This window comes from Nocardia coffeae (assembly GCF_019890715.1).
Taxonomy (GTDB): Bacteria; Actinomycetota; Actinomycetes; order Mycobacteriales; family Mycobacteriaceae; genus Nocardia; species Nocardia jiangxiensis.
Window position 1 is genome coordinate 86,245 of record NZ_JAINZY010000020.1, and the last position, 17,131, is coordinate 103,375.

The following is a 17,131-nucleotide window of genomic DNA, read 5'->3' on the forward strand; positions in this document are numbered from 1 at the left end:
CGTCAGTGCACCCCACGCGACCAGTGCACGAACAGTAAAGTGGTCCACTGGATGGACCGATGGGAGCGACCGTGGACGAAGCCGCGCTGCAGGACAAGTCGGTGCTGGGCCGGATCATGCGGATTCTCGACGCGTTCGATGTCGGGGATCAGGCCGTCGGCCTGTCGGAACTGGCCCGCCGAACCGGGCTGGCGAAGGCGACCGTGCATCGGATCGCGCAGGATCTGGTGACCGCGCGACTGCTCGCGGCCTCACCGCAGGGCTATCGGCTCGGCCGCGGCCTGTTCGAATTGGGTATGCGCGCCGCCGCCGAACGCACCATGCTCGAGGTGGCCGTCCCGTTCCTGCAGGACCTGTTCGCCCGCACCCGGGAAACGGTGCATCTGGGCGTACTCGACGGTGACGAGGTGGTCTACATCAGCAAGATCGGCGGGCACCGGCAGGCTCGCTCACCGTCGCGCATCGGCGGGCGAATGCCGTTGTACTGCACCGCGATCGGCAAGACACTGCTGGCCAACTCGGACCAGGCCACCATCGCCCGGATCCTCGCCGGGCCGCTGCCCCGGCGCACTCCGCGCACGATCGTCGCGCCCGGTCTGCTGCGCGCTCATCTCGAGCAGGTCGCCGAACAGGGCGTGGCCTACGAGTACGAGGAGTCCACGCTCGGCATCGTGTGCGTCGCGGCGCCGGTCCTGAGCGCCGACGACCAGCCCCTGGCGGCCATCTCGGTCACCGGCCCCGCGACCCGGTTCCGTCCCGACGCACACGCCGCCTCGGTCCGGGCCGCAGCGGCCGGAGTCGCATCGATCCTGGCCCGCCGCTCGAGCGCCGCGGAGTAGGGCCGCCACCGGTCCGCGATCTTCGATCCTGCTGTCTCAGACCTTCAATCGCGGAAAGAGCGTTTCGCAATTGCCGCGGTCGATGTTCGCGCGCACCGCCTCGTCCAGCGGGTAGTTCTCGAACTCGCTGTCGATGAACGCGACCGCGGGTGGCGGCGCGAACGGGAAATCGCTGCCGTAGGTGATGTGGTCGGGTTCGGCGACCGCCAGCAGGCTCGGCAGCGCGGCGGGACCGGCCGACAGGGCGATGTCGTAGTAGAACTGCTTCAGCACCGCCTTGTACCCCGCACCGGGATCATCCGATTCCACCTGCGGCACAGTGGTATTCGCGGCGAACATGGTCAGCAGGATCCGGTTGGCGATATAGGGAACGAACCCGCCCGCGTGCGCGAGGATGAATCGGATCCCCGAGTATTTCGCCATCGCCCCCGACAGGATCAGGCTCAATGCGGTGCGGGTGGTGTCCAGCAGGAAATCCGCGGTGAAGGTGGGGATGCCGGGCACGGGCTCGGCGGGCAGCTCACCCGGGTGGATGAACACCACGGCCCGGCGCTCGTGCAGGAATTGCAGCAGCGGCGCGAATTCGGGGTCGCCCAGGTACCGGCCGTCGTTGTTGGCCAGCAGCACGATTCCGTCGGCATGCAGGGTGTGCAGCGCGTATTCGGCCTCGATGAGCGCGCCGGTCACATCGGGCAGGGTGAGAGTGGCGAAGAAGCCGAACCGATCCGGCCGCCTGCGCACCAGGTCGGCGGTGTATTCGTTGATCTCCCGTGCCCACCGCCCGGCCTCCGCGGCATCGCCGAGGTACACCCCGGGCGTGGACAGCGACAGTATCCCGGTCCGGATTCCGTGGCCGTCCATGAACTCCACCGCCGCCGTTTCCGACCAGGACGGCAGGTCGATCCCGCCGGGGCGAATCCCCTTGGCGCGCAACCACTCCGCATATTTCGGGGGAACGATGTGTTGATGGGTGTCGATACGCCGTGCACCGCTCATATGAGCCTCCTCCGCTGTCGCCACCTCCAGAACCGTTATTGATCAAATCATCAGTTACGATGCCCTAGCCTGTCAAGACGTTATTGATGAAAACATCAGAATTACCCGGACAGCGCTGTGGTGACCCCACCGCCGCACGACCCGGCGAGGTGAAGCCGCATTCGGGCCAAGCGATAGACTCGGCGCGCAGGCTTGGCGTGGCCGTGGATCGCCACATACCGGAAGACGAACGCGGCACAGAACGTAGGAGAGTTGCAGGATGGACCCCGTGACCACGCAAACATCCTGGTCACGAGACTTCTCCAGCGCGCAGTTGCACGTGACGTTCATCTGCACCGGCAATATCTGCCGGTCCCCGATGGCCGAGAAGATCTTCGCCGCGAACGTCGAGCGAGCCGGGCTCGCCGACCGGGTGCGGGTGAGCAGCGCCGGGACCACCCCGTGGCACGCCGGATCGGACGCCGATCCGCGCACCAACACGGTCCTGACCCGGCACGGCTACCCGACCGGCCACGTGGCCGCGATGATCGGGCCCGACCACCTGAGCGCCGATATGGTCATCGGCCTGGACGGCCAGCACGACCGGGAACTGACCAGGCTCGGGGTGCCCGCGGCCCGACGGCGGCTGCTGCGCAGCTTCGATCCGCACGCCCCCGCACCCGACGTCTCCGATCCGTACTACGGCGACGACCACGACTTCGAGATGGTCCGCGAGAAGATCGAGGCGGCCATGCCGGGGCTGCTGGACTGGGTGCGCGACCAGCTCGTCGAGGACCCCAGCGTCGACACACGTGGGCACGGCGATCCGCGATGAGCGTGCTGCGCCGCCTCACTTTCCTGCTCCGGCCGAGCTGGGCGATCCTGGCCGTGGTGGTCGTCGCGTTCGCGTACCTGTGCTTCACGGTGCTCGCACCCTGGCAGCTGGGGAAGAACATCTCGACCTCGCATCGGAACAATCTGATCGCCGACTCGGTCAACGCCGCATCCGTCCCGGTCGGGCAGTTCCTGGCCGATCCGAAGGCCAAGGACACCGAATGGCGGCAGATCACGGCCACCGGCAACTATGTGCCCGGCTCGACGGTGCTCGAGCGGCTGCAACGTCTGGACGACAAACCCGCCTACGGCGTCCTGGCCGAATTCCGCCTCGACGACGGCCGCAGCCTGCTGGTCGACCGCGGACTGGTCGGCGCACCCGACGGCTCCCACCTGCCGACCATCGCCGACCCACCGGCCGGACAGCAGCACATCCAGGGCCGAGTGCGGAAATCCGAGGGCGTCATTCCCGGTAAGGAGCCGATGACGCAGGACGGCTTCCGGCAGGTGTACTCCATCGACACCACCCAGCTCGCCACCCTGCTCGACGCGCCGCTCACCGCGATCCCGACCGGCGGTGCGGGCGGCTACCTGCAGTTGAGCGACAACCAGCCCGGTGTGTTCACCCCGCAGCCCCTGCCGCAGCTGGACGCGGGCCCGTACCTGTCCTACGGCCTGCAGTGGATCGCCTTCGGCGTCATGGCCCCGCTCGGCCTCGGGTATTTCGTCTACGCCGAGATCCGCGAGCGTCGGCGGGAACGTGCCGAAGCCCCGAAGGATTCTCTGCCCACACCCGAACCCACTACTGCGGCAACCACTTCCACCCCGCGGGGAGCCGAACCTGCCGCTACCGCGGTCCTTCCCGTCCCGACTCCCACCGCGGCAGCCGACGACGTTCCGGAACCGACCGAATCCGCCCCTGCCGCAACCGAACCGGTCGCTGTTCCGCAAGTCCGCACCAACGCTCAACGGCTCGCCGACCGATACGGCGGCATGCGGCGCTGAACAAGCCTTCCCAACACGACACCCGGGCCGGTCGGCGATGCACGATCATCGACGAACTCCACATCCGAATCGCGCACCGTGATAATCCGACGACACCAGCACGAGCAGCCCCAGCCACTCACACACCACCGGACCGGACCGAAGACGCGCCCAGTGCAGACTCGGCCGCACATACCTCCGGTAGCTCACGCGGCCGGCGTGCGGCATCGGTCTGTCCGGCCCAGCGGAGTTGCTGGTTCTCTCGGCACGCCAGTCGTTTCGCCTGCGCGATCACGACGCCCGCACAACCGGACCGCCGGGCGGATCGACACAATTCGGACAGGCGATGCGGGCGAAGATCAACGAACCGTTAAAGTTGTGCGCAGGTGCGTCGGGAAGTCTGGTCGACAGGATTCGTCAGTGGATTCCGGAGAGGACTTCTGTGCACACACCGGATAGCAACGCCGCCAAGCGATCTCGGTCCGGATTCGTCATCGGGGCTCGGTCGCGATGAACGATGTGACGCCCTTCGCGGTCGCGCTGTTGATCGCGGCGCTCGTGGGCCTGGCGGCGGTGCTGTCCAATCGGCTGGGCGAATGGTTCCCCGTTCCCGCGCCCGCGCTGTTCCTGGTCGGCGCCGCGGCGGCCTCGGACATCTGGCCCGCTCTGGGGAAGATTCCGATCACCCTGGTCGAGCAGATCGTCACCGTTGCGCTGCTGGTGATCCTGTTCGACGGCGGTATGCAGATCGGCTGGCGGCGTTTCCGGGCCAATGCGGGGGCCATCACCTGGATCGGCGTGGCCGGCACACTCGTGACCGCTGCCGCGGTCGCGCTGGCGGCGCATTCTCTCTTCGGTCTCGACTGGCGTATCGCTCTGCTACTGGGCACGGCGTTGTCGCCGACCGACCCCGCGGTGGTGTTCTCCGTACTGGGTCGGCGGCAGATCGGTGGCCGCGGCGGGATCATCGTGCAGGGCGAATCGGGAGCCAACGATCCGGTCGGCATCGCTCTGCTGGTGGTGCTGCTGGGCGCCGGCCGGATCGATATGCACTCGATCGGCTCGATACTGGGCGAGTTCGCGGTACAGATCGTCGTCGGCGCGGTGGCCGGGCTGGTCGGCGGGCTGGCGCTGCTGTGGTTCATGCGACGGGTGCCGCTTCCGGCCGCGGGACTGTATTCGCTGCGGGTGCTGATGTGCGTGGTCGCCCTCTACGGCGTGACGACGCTCGCACACGGTTCCGGGTTCTTGGCCGTTCTGGTGGCGGGTGTGGTCATCGGCGGCCAGCGCGCGCCCTATCGCGGCGATATCGAACGATTCCATTCGGCGCTGGCCAGCCTGGGTGAGATCGTGGCGTTCGTGATGCTCGGCTTCACCATCCATGTCACCGGCGATCACGGTGTGGTCGACGGCGGCGCGTGGTGGATCGGCTTGCTGCTGGCGGTCCTGCTGACCCTGGTGATCCGGCCCCTGCTGGTCGGCGCGCTGATCTGGCGAATGCGTCTGGCCCGCGGCGAGCGCCTGTTCGTACTGTGGACCGGACTCAAGGGCGCGGTGCCGATTCTGCTGGGCACCTACATTCTGCGGGCCGGGGTGCCCGATGCGCAGCGGGCCTACGAGATCATCTTCGTGGTGGTGGCCTTCTCGGTGATCGTGCAGGGCAGCGTGGTTCCCGTCCTGGCACGGCGGCTCGGAGTTCCGTTGCAGACGGTGAATCCGCGCCCGTGGACGATGAACGCCCGGTTCGAGGAGGAACCCGACAGTCTGCACCGTTTCACCGTCGCCGCGGGGTCGGTCGCCGACGGGAGGACCGTCGCGGAACTCCCCTCGGACGATCTGTGGGTCAGCGTCATCATCCGACGTGGCCGGCTGGTCACCGTCACCGCGGAGACTCTGCTGCACAGCGGTGACGAGGTGCTGATCCTCGCCGAACCCGATTCCCGGGCAATACTTTCCGAACTCTTCACCTCCGACACGTTGGGCCCACAGTAGCTTCAGCGAGCCGGAACTCCCGAATCACTGGTCCACAGCAGCTTCAGCGAGCTACGACTCCAGAGTCGCTGGTCCGCAGTAGCTTCAGCGAGCTGGGAGTCTGGAATCTCTGGCCCGCAGTAGCTTTCATTGTTTCGGCGAGAGGCTCACGATGGCAGCGGTGAGCGCGGCCGCGAACTGGACCGCTTCCGAAAGTCGTACGGCGCGACGGAGATCCGCGACGCGCGGCGCGGGACCGTCACCGAGGGTGGGACGCAGCTCCGGGCCGTAGCGGTACTGAGTGCGCCCACCCAGCGTGACGCCCAGAGCACCGGCCATCGCGGATTCGGCGACGCCCGCATTCGGACTCGGATGTTTCGCGGCATCACGACGCCAGGCACGCAGCGCGGCAGCGGGACCTCCGCCGATCAGCGGGGCAAATGCCACGGTCAGGACACCGCTCACCCGGGCCGGCAGCAGGTTGGCCAGATCGTCGGTGCGCGCGGCGGCCCAGCCGAAGTTCCGGTAACGATCGTTGCGGTAACCGACCATCGCATCCAAGGTGTTCACCGCGCGATAGACCAGCAGACCAGGGATTCCGGCCAGCGCACCCCACACCAGCGGTGCGACGGTCGCGTCCGAGGTGTTCTCGGCAATGGATTCGACTGCGGCACGGGCCAATCCGTCCGCATCGAGCACTTCCGGATCGCGCCCGCACAGCGACGGCAGCAGCGCGCGGGCCCCGTCCAGATCTTCCGTTTCCAGCCGATCGGCCATCGCCCGGCCGGTCCGCGCGAGCGTCGTCCCGCCCAGCACGGTCCAGGTCGTCAGCGCGGTCAGCGCCGTGGCGACCGCGAACCGTCCCCGCCCCACCCTGTCGACGGCCACGCCCAGCACAGCGGTCCCTCCGACGAGCACGACTTCGTGCACCACCCCGGCCACCCGCCCGTCCCGATAGGTCGCCGACTCCAATGCCGCAGCCGCCGAACCGAATCCGGCCACCGGATGCCACCGCCGCGGATCGCCCACCGCCCGGTCCAGACCGAACCCCAGCACCAACCCGACAGCCGTCGACATCCGCATACTCACCGATCGAGACTAACGCGGCAGGTCATCGACCAGTATCGACCGGGCTGCCCGGACGTCGTCGCCGATCTCAGCGGGTGAAGGCGACCGCCACGAAACGCTCGAGGGTCGCGGCGGCCTCGGCGGGGTCGATGTCGCGGCGCGCGAGTTGCAGGAGCAGGCCCTCGACGAGGGCGAGCAGACCGCGCGCATCACGTTGCGCTTGTTCCGGGGTGCGGTGGGCGCTCATGCGCAACGCGGCGGTGATCGCTCGCGCGAGCCGATCGGAACCGGCGGACAACCGCGCCGACATCACCGGGTTCTGCGCGGCCCGGCTCACCACGGTCAGCCAGGCCATCACCTGGACCTGCCAGAGGTCGTCCGGCGCCGGAGCGGTGGACGGGTCGGGGGTCGCACCGGGGATCATGCTCCGAAGCACCTGGCGCACAGTCGATTCGGCATGCTCCGGATCGGCGAGGGTGGTGAGCTGATCGACGAGTTGCTCGTCCAGGACGTCGAGCACACCGGCCACGGCGTAGTTGAGCAGATCGTCCATTCCGGCGAAATAGTGCTGGAGCGATCCGAGCGACAGACCCGCCTCGGCGGCGACCCTGCGCAGGCTCACCGCGCCCCAGCTGTCGCGGTGGGCCACTCGCCACAGGGCGGCCGCGACCTCGTCGCGCCGCTGTCGGGGGTCAACGATCTTCGGCACCGAACCTCGCTTTTTAGTACAGTGACTTATATAAGTATAGGTCCGATCTCCGAGGGGGCAGAAGTGGATGTGGTCGTTCGCGCACGGTGCGGCGCCGTACGCGGTGAATCGCGGCAGGGATGTGCGGTTTTCCTCGGCATCCCCTATGCCGCGCCACTGGAGGGCCCCCGCCGTTTCCAGGCGCCCGCTCCGGCGCACCGCTGGGACGGGGTGCGCGACGCGCGGACATTCGGTTCCTCGGTTCCCCAGCCGACCCTCTGGCATCCCGGTGACGATCCCGAGTGCCTGACGGTCAACGTGTGGACCCCCGACGTCGCGTCCTCGGGAATGCCGGTGCTGGTGTGGCTGCACGGTGGCGCGTGCCTGGGCGGCACCGCCGCCACCACCGATTTCGACGGTGCCGCGTTCGCCGCCGCGGGCATCGTCGTGGTCACGATGAACTACCGGGTGGGGTACGAGGGGTTCGGCTGGGTCGAGGACGCGCCGTGCAACCGCGGCGTCCTGGATCAGCTCGCCGCACTCCGGTGGGTGCACGAGAACATCGCAGCCTTCGGTGGAGATCCCGGCGCGGTGACGCTGATCGGCCAGTCGGCCGGTGCGTCGTCGGTGGTGGGCCTGATCGCCGATGACGTTGCGCCGGAACTATTTCGGCGCGGCATCGCGCAGAGTCCGGGAAAGATCTTCGTCCCCGCCGACGAGGCCCGCGCGGTGTCGGCGATGATCACCACACAACTGGGCGTTCGGGCGACGGCCGAGGCCCTGGCAGCGGTGCCGCCCGAGACGATCCACGCGATACAGATGACGCCGGTGGTGATCATGTCGCAGGAACCGGGCCGCTGGACTCATCCGAACGCCCCCTACTCGCTGATCGTCGACCACGACCTGTTCGACACGCCACCGTGGATCCCGCGGCGGCAGAAGACATTCGGCACTCGGGAACTCGTCTGCGGGTACACCACGGACGAGGCCCGGATGTTCACCGTCGATGCGGACCTGTCGGGCGCCGATCCGGTCGACACCGCTCGCGCGTGCGGCCTCGATGCCAAGGCGGTGCGCGCCTATCGAGCCGAGAATCCCGGCATCACCGACGCCGACCTGCACCCGGTGATCCTGTCCGACGCCCTGTTCCGGATGCCCGCTCTGTGGTGCGCCGAAGTGCTCGCCGACGCCGGAACCGACACCTACCTGTACGAGTTCGCGTGGCCGAGCCCGGCCCGCGACGGCGCACTGCGCGCCTGTCACGGCCTCGACGTGCCCTTCACCTTCGACACTCCGCACGGTCCCCTCGCCGCCGATCTCATCGGCCCGCGGATTCCACCGGACTTCGCGGTGCTCTCGACCGCGATGCGCAGCGCCTTCGCGGCATTCGCCGGCACCGGCGACCCCGGCTGGCCCCGGTTCGACAGGGCCACGAGAGTCCGCCGGATCTGGCAAACCCCGCCTGCGCTGGGCGAGGATTCGCTGTCGGCATCCGATCGGATCTGGCGGTCCGAACACCCTCGCGTGGCCGACAGTGAATCCAAGCTCGGGTGAGCCGCGATCCGGTCCTGTCACACCTCCGGTGGCAATTTCGTCCATCTTGCGACGGATAAGCTCACGCTGGAAGGCGCGGGACGGCAGTGAGGATGCACAGTGACGACCGACGAACGCCCCGACGACATCGACCGGGCCGAGCTGGCCCGGCAGTTCGAGGAGCATCGGCAGTATCTGCGGCGGCTGGCATACAGCACGCTGGGCAGTCTCAGCGACGCCGACGACGTGGTGCAGGAGGCGTGGCTGCGGTTGCAGCGCTGGCACGAGAATCGCGCGCCGGGTGAGCGGATCGACAATCTGCGGGCCTGGCTGTCCACCGTCACCGGCCGGCTGGCGCTCGATCAGCTCGGTTCCGCGCGCGCCCGCCGCGAACAGTACGTCGGCGAGTGGCTGCCGGAGCCGCAGGTGAGCACCGACGACGATCCCGCCGACCGCATCACCCAGGACGAACGCGTCACCACGGCGCTGCTGGTGGTGCTGGAGTCGCTCACCCCCGCCGAGCGCACCGCGTTCGTGTTGCAGGAGGTGTTCGGGATGACCGGTCCCGAGGTGGCCGAGGTGGTCGGCCGGACCCCGGCGGCGGTCCGGCAGCTGGCCTCGCGGGCACGCAAACACGTCGAGGAGGGCACCCCGCGCTTCCCGGCGAGCGCCGACGAACACGGCAAGGCGGTCTCCGCCTTCGCCCTGGCCTGGCGCACCGGCGATATGAGCGCGCTGCTGGGCGTGCTGGACCAGAACGTGGTGCTGACCGCCGACGGCGGCGGCAAGGTTCCGGCGGTCCGCCAGCCGGTGCGTGGGTCCGAGCTGATCGCCAAGCTGTTCCTCGGCTGGTATCGGGCCGCGTCCGGGGCGTGGGGCCGGGAGGTGCGGGTCAACGGACAACCCGGGCTGCTGTTCTTCGACGGCGCCTACCCCGGGGTGATGTCCTTCACCGTCGAGCAGGGCGCCATCACGGCCATCCACGTCGTGCGCAACCCCGACAAACTGCGTCACCTGCCGGAAGAGTCGGAGCCCGACTGGTACATGTAGGCGTCCGGGCAGCACACCTCGCCTGACCATGCACCTGCGCCATCGCTGAAAACGGTTGCCCCGCAACGCACGAACCACACACCCGACCGAGAGACAGCGACCAGAAGTCCGGGCTCACCGATCGGACGGTAAGTCGATCGCCGTCAAGCCGTGCGCCTGGGCGACTTCGGCCGAGAACAGCTGTCCCGAATCGGCGGTCAGTCCGTGCCTCAGGCCCGGATCGGCGCGGCAGGCGGCCTGCCAGCCGTGGTCCGCGATCGCGCGCACATACGGGAGTGTGGCGTTGGTCAGCGCGACGGTCGCGGTGTGCGGCACCGCGCCGGGCATGTTCGCCACGCAGTAGAACAGCGTGTCGGCCACCCGGAAGGTCGGTTCGGCATGCGTTGTGGGATGGGAACTTTCGAAGCAGCCACCCTGATCGATCGCGATGTCGACCAGCACCGCGCCGGGCCGCATCCGCGCCACCAACGTATCCGGAACCAGTTGCGGCGCACGGGCTCCCGGCACCAGGACCGATCCGATCACCAGATCCGCGTCGGTCACGGCCCGGTCGACCTCGGCGGCATTTGACCCGACCGTCTCGAGCCGTCCGTCGAAACGCGCGTCGAGCTCGCGCAGCCGCACCAAATTCGTATCGAGCACCGTGACCTGCGCGCCCATCCCCACGGCGACGGCAGCGGCATGAGATCCGGCCACACCGCCGCCCAGCACCGTCACCTCGGCCGCCCGCACCCCAGGCACACCACCCAGCAATACTCCAGCACCGCCGTTGGGTGACATCAGGTGCTGCGCACCGACCTGCGCGCCGAGCTTGCCCGCGACCTCACTCATCGGCGCCAGCAGCGGCAGCGATCCCCCGGCGCCACGCACCGTCTCATAGGCGATCGCGGTGATCCCGGATCGCAGAATCGCCTCGGTGCACTCCCACGAGGCAGCCAGATGCAGAAACGTGAACAGCACCTGCCCGGACCGCATCCGCGAATACTCCCGCGCAACAGGCTCTTTCACCTTCAAAACCAGATCCGCGTCGCCCCACACCACCTCCGCCGCCATCACGACCCGCGCCCCCGCATCCCGATACTCCACATCCGAGAACCCCGACTCCACCCCGGCCCCCGCCTCCACGAGCACCTCATGCCCGTACCGCCGCAACTCCCCCGCCCCCGCCGGCGTCAACGCCACCCGCGTCTCCTGCGGTTTGATCTCGCGCGGAACACCGATTCGCATAACGTCATCGTCACCCACGACCAGCCTCGACGCCACGACCCCGCCCGCGCGATTCACAAAATGGCAACTATTCAGCAACTCTGCGTCACTATTCGTGGACACCACCCTGCCATGAACACGCCGCAAGATCCGACCCCGAGTTGGCGCGCGGACGGTTTCACACAAACTTCCGAACACAGCTCGAGACCGCTGCGAAAGATTTCGATCGTGCGCTTCTGGTCTCGAGTAATCCGCCATACAACTTCGACCCCGTTTCCCTCGGTCCGATACACGGCATTCAACAAGTTCACCGAAACTCCCTGTCCTACTTCTCGATTCAAGGTCGTTGGGCTGCTGCACCCCCTGCCGGATCAAGAGTCTCGCGACACATGGGGACGAATTAACCCGAAAATCGGGACACCCGGGGACACTTGTTCATAGGCTGACAGCATGACCAATGAGCGACTCAGAGGAGCGATGGCGGCTGCGAACCTCACGAAACATGCTCTGGCCGAACGACTCGAAGTCAGCACGAAGACCGTCGAACGATGGATCACCCAGGATCGCTGTCCGCATCCCGGCCTCCGACTGGCGGTAGCAAGGGCATTGGGCCGCGACGAGACGTACCTCTGGCCCCAACTGCTCGTAGGCAGCCGATCTGCCGCCGCATCGCTATCGGAACTGGTTCAGATCTGGCCGACTCGTCCCGAAGTGCCTCATGAGGTTTGGCGAACCGTCATGCGACAGACCATGGATGAGATCGATGTCCTGGTGTACGCGGGCGGGTTCCTGGTCGAATCCCTCGACTTCGTCAACGTTGTTCGCGCAAAGGCGAGTACTGGTGTGCAGATTCGCATTCTGCTGGGAGAAAGCGATTCGCCGGAAGTCCTTGCTCGCGGCCGCGAAGAGGGTCTGCCGTCACTTCCGCAACGGCGTCTGTCAACACTGGAGTATCTCCGCGAAACGATGGACCTGCCGATGGTCGACATCAGGACTCACCGAACTCCTCTGTACAACAGCATTTATCGGTTCGATGACACGATGCTGGTCAACACTCATAGTTATGGTGCCTACGCTGCGAAGTCTCCAGTTCAGCATCTGCAGAACGTGTCAGGCGGTCGTCTGTTCTCGTACTACCGCGACTCCTTCGAAGCGGTCTGGAAGACAGGACGCCCAGCGTAGTCTGACGCGTATGGGACGCCGAATCGACCATCACCAGGACCCTGCCGCACCGACCGCGAACAGCGTACGGCCCAGTGCGGCCGCATTCGTCCGCCGTGCCGACGCAGTGCTTCTGATATGTCGATCCGACAACGGAAACTGGTCGATGCCGGGAGGGGCACACGATCCTGGAGAGTCCCTGACACACACGGCAGTCCGCGAGACGTTGGAAGAGACCGGCGTCGACATTCATGTGACCGGGCTGGTCGGAATCTTCACCGATCCGACCCACGTCATCCATTACACCAGCAACGACGAGGTTCGGCAGGAGTTCACGGTCGTATACCGAGGTGAACCAACCGGCGGAAATCCCACGACGAGCGAGGAAAGTACGCGAGTCGAATGGGTGCCCATCGAACGAATTCCCTCATTGACAATGGACAGGAGCCAGCGCAATCGCATCGAATGGGCACTGAGCGAGAGCGATCCCTACATAGATCCCGAGACTCGCTGAAATGCCTCTCGCAGTTGCGATTCCGCTCGGATGATCGCTCTGTACACGACGCTCCCCGGCTCATAACGCTCGAGAATCTCGGACAACCGCTCGTCCAGGGTGAATTCTTCACCTTTCGGCCCCGTGGAGAGATCAGCCCACCAGAGGAAATCATCGGCGGCATCGATTCCGTCGACGTCGACAAGCCGAAACTCATCGAATATCTGCTGGTCCAGACCGCGCACTGTCGCCTCGGTTTGCGCGGCAGTATGGAACGCCACCATGTGACACACGACCGGCGGATATCCGCAAGAGCGCAAGAGTCGAGCGCCATCGATTGGATGGAACCCGAGATCCGGGTGGCCGTAGCCCACGTCGTGCAAATAGGCTGCGGTTACCGCATCGGTACGAAGCTCGGCAGGCAGATGGCCCACCACACTCTCCATCCGTCGCCCGACTGCCAACGAATGAGCGCGTCGCGACTCCGTCAGCGGGGATAGTAATTCGGCCATGGCCTCGTTCACCGCTGCCATGTTACCCGCCGACAGCACCCGAAACGTCTGTGTCGACGCAGTCATTCACCACAAGCCGTCGAGGGCGGTGCTGCCGAATTATGCCTGACCCCAACGCATTCCGCGATGAAGCGGATACCTGGAACCGGCCGGGAGCGAACCCCCGGCCGGTGAACCACAGCTGCCGAGTCGGCGCCCGGCACGCACTACTCAGAGTCGCTTGTTACGGCCGAGTTGTTCGTGGGCGGCGACGAATTGGCCGGCGGCGATCGCTGAGACGGTCGAAATATCAAGTGCCAGACAGAATCCGGTGACGATCTCGGCCAGGCGACGGGCCTTTCCCGGGCCGGCGCAGCCGAGCGCCTCCAGGAACGCCTGCTGCTGCGGCAGGCCGGTGCCGCCGCCGACCGTGGCGACCAGCAGGCTCGGCAGGGTCAGGGTGATCAGCAGGTCGTCACCCTCGAAGCGGCTGGAGATCATCGCCGTACCGGATTCGAAGACGCTCGCCGCATCCTGGCCGGTCGCGATGAACATCGCCGCGAGCACGTTCGCCGCGTCGACGTCGGGGCCGAGCGCGCCGCTGTGCCAGGCGGCGTCGTCGAACACCTGCAGCGTGCGGTGCAGCATCTCCGGGGTGGTCTTCAACACGCGTTCGACCACGTCCCGGGTGAGCAGGGTCTCGGCCACGACCCGGTAGCCCCGGCCGCCGATCGTGTTGAGGCTCGCGGCCTTCTTGTCGCAGGCCATGTTGGCCTCGATGATGAACCACAGCACGTCCACCCCGGACAGCTCGCCGACGTGGTCCAGAATCCACTGGCAGGCGTGCCAGGTGGTCGCCGAGGTCATGTTCTGACCGGTGGCGTCGGCGGTTTCGTAGCAGAACCGGACGTGCACGTCCCGCCCGATCTGCACGGCCTCGACATCGAGCAGCAGCGCATGCCGGGAGGCTTCCCGCACCCGCGCGCTGAGCTGGTCGAACTGCAACGGGACCCAGCGAGCGAACCGGGCGGCCTGCTCGAGCGAACCGAATCCGAATCCGGGCACCCGCGTCATCCGCTGCCGAAGCACCCTGGTCACCACACCGCCCGAGTCGGTCATGGCACGCGCGCCGCGGGCGGTCGACGCGAGCACCGCGCCCTCCACCGTGGCCATCGGCGCGATGATCGGGCCCCGGGCGTGCTCGCCGTCGAACAGCAGCGGTCCGGCCAGGCCGACCGGCACGTCGATGGTCCCGACGAAGTTCTCGATATTGCCGCGCACCAGTTCCGCGGGCACCCCTGGTTCACGCAACGCGTCGAGAGAGGCCCCGGTCGCCGACCGATACCACGCCAGCCGTTGCGCGCGAGCCTGTTCCGTGTATTCCCCGAGCCCTGGCATCTTCTCGATGACGGGCGTTTCGTCGACCACCGGATTGATCGTCATCACAAATCTCCACTCGGATCGCTGCCCCATCAGGGCAGGTACTGGGACAAGCTCCCGCACGGAGAGTATCCGCCCGATCCACCGAGCGCATTGCGAGCAATCACCTACTGCCGCAGCAGAATTCGATCGACACAAATAATTAACGGACAGGAAATCCTGCGCGGCGCAACGGCATGGTTACCGTGAACAATCCCTAATCACTTTCGCGCTGCGCGGCGACCATCTCGTCGACACAGACGACGATCGCCAGCGCCAACGGAACGTCGGGGTGATAGATCTCGACTCCGTAGCTGTCCCGGATGCGGAACCACTTGCGCGAGGTCTCGGCGACGATGCCCTGCGGACCCTCGAGGGTGTAGTTCTTCTCGATCAGGTCGCCGTGCGCGTTCCACCGCTCACCGTCGGCCAGCGCGATGGTGAAGCTGTGCCGCAGCGGACTGAACAGCTTCTTGCGCACGGTGGCCACATGCCTGCCGCCCGAGCTCACGACCATGGCGGTGCGCAGCGCGAACACCTTCCTGCGCCCCACCGCGTACACCTCCCCCTGCGGCCCGCGCAGCTCGAAGGTCCGCCGGAACGTGAGCACCTTGCCGTCGACGAGAAAAGCCTTGTTACCCGAATCGTCGGTGACCCAATAGTCCTGGCCCAGACCTAATACACGCTGCCGCATCACATATCGCACGAATCCAGTCTGCCCGAATACGCCGCACGCGAACCCCGCCCGCAGGACGGCGACCACACCCCACCGACGCACCCCACCGATCTCGAGTACCGATGACGGATCACAGCGAACCCGCGCAAACCCGCCCGGTAGGTTGACGATCATGATGATCAAGCTGGGTGAGCATGCACCGCAGGTCGAGGACACCGCGTGGGTGGCGCCGAATGCCACGGTGATCGGGCGGGTGCGACTGGGCGCGGAGGTCGGCATCTGGTATTCGGCGGTGCTGCGCGGCGATCTCGAGGACATCAGCGTCGGCCCGCGCACCAATATCCAGGACGGCTGTGTGCTGCATGCCGATCCGGGCTTCCCGCTGACGGTCGGCGAGGGAGTCTCGGTGGGGCACAACGCGATCCTGCACGGCTGCACGATCGGCGACAACGTCCTGGTCGGCATGGGTGCAACCGTGTTGAACGGCGCGGTGATCGGCGAGGGCAGCCTGATCGCGGCGAACGCGCTGATTCCCGAGGGCGCGCAGATCCCGCCCGGATCACTGGTGGCCGGGGTGCCCGGCAAGGTGCGCCGCGAACTCGGCGAGGCGGAGCTGGACAGGATTCGCCTGAACGCCACTGTGTACCTGCACAATCTGGCCGTACACCGGGACGCCGTCGAGGTGTGACACATCACACAGGGCTCGAATCCGGGTTGCCGAGTCTTGCTAGCATCGTGGCAGCGAGCTCGGAGTCCGGGTGGTGCCGCCGAGACGGCTGGCAGCACAAGGGATATCACCCTGGCGGCGGGCACGTGGTTTGGCAAGGAGGTTTCACGGTGTCGTGCGAGCAGTCCGGTATGCACCGATCCAGCGGGCGAATCAGTGTGGCCGATATCGCGGCCCAGCCGGGGGGCATCGAGGCGTTACAGCGCCGGGTCCACGAATTACGTTCCAGCGGAATCGACTTCGCTGCGAACGCCATCGAGCGAGAGATGGATGCACTGAATCTCCGGTGAGCGCGGACGGCGTCCGTCGGCGGCGATGAGACAATGAGAGATGTCCACCCGCATCGACGCGGTATCCGCCGACCGACTGGAGGCTCGATGCCCACCGTTCACTCGATCCTGGCCCGCATCCTGGAAAAGCCCCGGGCCGAGGGTGAGCATCTGCTCGAAAGCGCGTTGTCGGCATTCCTGGACTTCGGCATCAAGCGCACCAGCATGGGTGAGGTCGCGCGCCGCGCCGGGATCAGCCCGGCCACCCTGTACCGCCGATACGAGTCCAAGAACGATCTGGTCCAGGCCGTCGGGGTGCGCGAGGCGCAGCGATTCGTCGCCGATATCGACGACCGCGTGCAGGCCATCACCGACGGCGAGGACCAGCTGGCGGAGATCTTCGTCGCGTTCATCACCTCACTGGCCCGCAACGAGCTGCTGCAGCGGCTGCTGCGCACCGAGCCGGATCTGATCCTGCCGCGACTGACCACCCAGGCCGGACCGATCCTCGCCGTCGGACGCGCCTATCTGGCCGGCAAGCTGCGCGCACTCCACAAGGACGACACCGAACCGGATTTCGACGCCGACCTGGTCGCGGAGATCATGGCGCGACTGGCCCAGTCCCTGGCGCTGACCCCCGACGGGCTGATCCCGCTCGGCGACGAGACGGCCGCACGGGAGTTCGCCCGCCGCACCCTGCTGCCGATGATGGGCGGACATCGTCCCTGAACCGCCGGTGCGCCCGCC

General features: G+C 67.0%; 18 protein-coding genes. 11 read left to right on the forward strand and 7 right to left on the reverse strand.

The annotated features are described in order from the left end of the window. The first annotated feature begins 59 nt into the window (after positions 1 to 59). Positions 60 to 839 carry an IclR family transcriptional regulator gene (locus K7711_RS42405; RefSeq protein ID WP_222977949.1) on the forward strand — a complete coding sequence of 260 codons (780 nt, stop codon included), beginning with the start codon at positions 60 to 62 and terminating at the stop codon, positions 837 to 839. A gap of 36 nt (positions 840 to 875) precedes the next feature. On the opposite strand, the gene K7711_RS42410 is transcribed toward K7711_RS42405, so the two are convergent. After that, positions 876 to 1,835: an amidohydrolase family protein gene (locus K7711_RS42410; RefSeq protein ID WP_222977951.1), complete on the reverse strand. Its 960-nt coding sequence runs from the start codon at positions 1,833 to 1,835 to the stop codon at positions 876 to 878. A 268-nt stretch (positions 1,836 to 2,103) separates the two neighbouring features. On the opposite strand from K7711_RS42410, the gene K7711_RS42415 reads away from it, so the two are divergent. The 3 genes from K7711_RS42415 (at position 2,104) to K7711_RS42425 (ending at position 5,624) form a co-directional block, all read left to right on the forward strand. Then, positions 2,104 to 2,649, forward strand: a complete 546-nt coding sequence (locus K7711_RS42415) for a low molecular weight protein-tyrosine-phosphatase (RefSeq protein ID WP_308015200.1) — start codon at positions 2,104 to 2,106, stop codon at positions 2,647 to 2,649. A gap of 5 nt (positions 2,650 to 2,654) precedes the next feature. Then, the gene (locus K7711_RS42420; RefSeq protein ID WP_372460253.1) at positions 2,655 to 3,653 is read left to right on the forward strand and encodes an SURF1 family cytochrome oxidase biogenesis protein; all 999 of its coding nucleotides are present in this window, start codon (positions 2,655 to 2,657) and stop codon (positions 3,651 to 3,653) included. Between the two features lie 489 nt (positions 3,654 to 4,142). Continuing rightward, positions 4,143 to 5,624, forward strand: a complete 1,482-nt coding sequence (locus tag K7711_RS42425; protein WP_222977956.1) for a cation:proton antiporter domain-containing protein — start codon at positions 4,143 to 4,145, stop codon at positions 5,622 to 5,624. A 126-nt stretch (positions 5,625 to 5,750) separates the two neighbouring features. On the opposite strand, the gene K7711_RS42430 is transcribed toward K7711_RS42425, so the two are convergent. Both K7711_RS42430 and K7711_RS48745 read right to left on the reverse strand, forming a co-directional pair. After that, the gene (locus K7711_RS42430; protein WP_235748680.1) at positions 5,751 to 6,686 is read right to left on the reverse strand and encodes a cobalamin biosynthesis protein; all 936 of its coding nucleotides are present in this window, start codon (positions 6,684 to 6,686) and stop codon (positions 5,751 to 5,753) included. Between the two features lie 73 nt (positions 6,687 to 6,759). Beyond that, positions 6,760 to 7,380, reverse strand: coding sequence for a TetR/AcrR family transcriptional regulator (locus K7711_RS48745; protein ID WP_222977959.1), 621 nt, complete (start codon positions 7,378 to 7,380; stop codon positions 6,760 to 6,762). A 63-nt stretch (positions 7,381 to 7,443) separates the two neighbouring features. On the opposite strand from K7711_RS48745, the gene K7711_RS42440 reads away from it, so the two are divergent. Next, positions 7,444 to 8,913, forward strand: a complete 1,470-nt coding sequence (locus tag K7711_RS42440; RefSeq protein ID WP_222977961.1) for a carboxylesterase/lipase family protein — start codon at positions 7,444 to 7,446, stop codon at positions 8,911 to 8,913. A 99-nt stretch (positions 8,914 to 9,012) separates the two neighbouring features. Next, on the forward strand, positions 9,013 to 9,942 hold the full coding sequence (gene sigJ, locus K7711_RS42445; protein ID WP_222977963.1) for an RNA polymerase sigma factor SigJ: 930 nt from the start codon (positions 9,013 to 9,015) through the stop codon (positions 9,940 to 9,942). Positions 9,943 to 10,056: 114 nt separating this feature from the next. Here sigJ and ald read toward each other — a convergent pair whose 3' ends face one another. Beyond that, a complete protein-coding gene (gene ald / locus K7711_RS42450) occupies positions 10,057 to 11,169 on the reverse strand; it encodes an alanine dehydrogenase (protein ID WP_222977965.1) in 1,113 nt (370 codons plus the stop codon). 429 nt (positions 11,170 to 11,598) lie between these two features. On the opposite strand from ald, the gene K7711_RS42455 reads away from it, so the two are divergent. Both K7711_RS42455 and K7711_RS42460 read left to right on the forward strand, forming a co-directional pair. Continuing rightward, positions 11,599 to 12,330: a helix-turn-helix domain-containing protein gene (locus tag K7711_RS42455; protein WP_222977967.1), complete on the forward strand. Its 732-nt coding sequence runs from the start codon at positions 11,599 to 11,601 to the stop codon at positions 12,328 to 12,330. Positions 12,331 to 12,340: 10 nt separating this feature from the next. Then, positions 12,341 to 12,823 (forward strand): NUDIX hydrolase, encoded by a 483-nt coding sequence (locus tag K7711_RS42460; RefSeq protein WP_222977968.1) that lies wholly within the window; start codon positions 12,341 to 12,343, stop codon positions 12,821 to 12,823. Here K7711_RS42460 and K7711_RS42465 read toward each other — a convergent pair. From K7711_RS42465 to K7711_RS42475, 3 genes are all read right to left on the reverse strand, one after another. Continuing rightward, positions 12,799 to 13,326: an HD domain-containing protein gene (locus K7711_RS42465; protein ID WP_222977972.1), complete on the reverse strand. Its 528-nt coding sequence runs from the start codon at positions 13,324 to 13,326 to the stop codon at positions 12,799 to 12,801. The two genes, K7711_RS42460 and K7711_RS42465, sit on opposite strands and share 25 nt — an antisense overlap. A gap of 198 nt (positions 13,327 to 13,524) precedes the next feature. Further along, positions 13,525 to 14,736: a hydroxymethylglutaryl-CoA reductase gene (locus K7711_RS42470; RefSeq protein WP_222977974.1), complete on the reverse strand. Its 1,212-nt coding sequence runs from the start codon at positions 14,734 to 14,736 to the stop codon at positions 13,525 to 13,527. A gap of 193 nt (positions 14,737 to 14,929) precedes the next feature. Next, entirely contained in the window at positions 14,930 to 15,562 is a 633-nt protein-coding gene (locus tag K7711_RS42475; RefSeq protein WP_222977982.1) for an LURP-one-related/scramblase family protein, read from the reverse strand. Between K7711_RS42475 and K7711_RS42480 the strand changes: the two genes are divergently transcribed. From K7711_RS42480 to K7711_RS42490, 3 genes are all read left to right on the forward strand, one after another. Further along, entirely contained in the window at positions 15,561 to 16,076 is a 516-nt protein-coding gene (locus K7711_RS42480) for a gamma carbonic anhydrase family protein (protein WP_222977984.1), read from the forward strand. The two genes, K7711_RS42475 and K7711_RS42480, sit on opposite strands and share 2 nt — an antisense overlap. A 149-nt stretch (positions 16,077 to 16,225) precedes the next feature. Beyond that, entirely contained in the window at positions 16,226 to 16,405 is a 180-nt protein-coding gene (locus K7711_RS42485) for a hypothetical protein (RefSeq protein ID WP_040820912.1), read from the forward strand. An 87-nt stretch (positions 16,406 to 16,492) separates the two neighbouring features. After that, positions 16,493 to 17,113 carry a TetR/AcrR family transcriptional regulator gene (locus K7711_RS42490; protein WP_222977986.1) on the forward strand — a complete coding sequence of 207 codons (621 nt, stop codon included), beginning with the start codon at positions 16,493 to 16,495 and terminating at the stop codon, positions 17,111 to 17,113. Positions 17,114 to 17,131 lie beyond the last annotated feature (18 nt).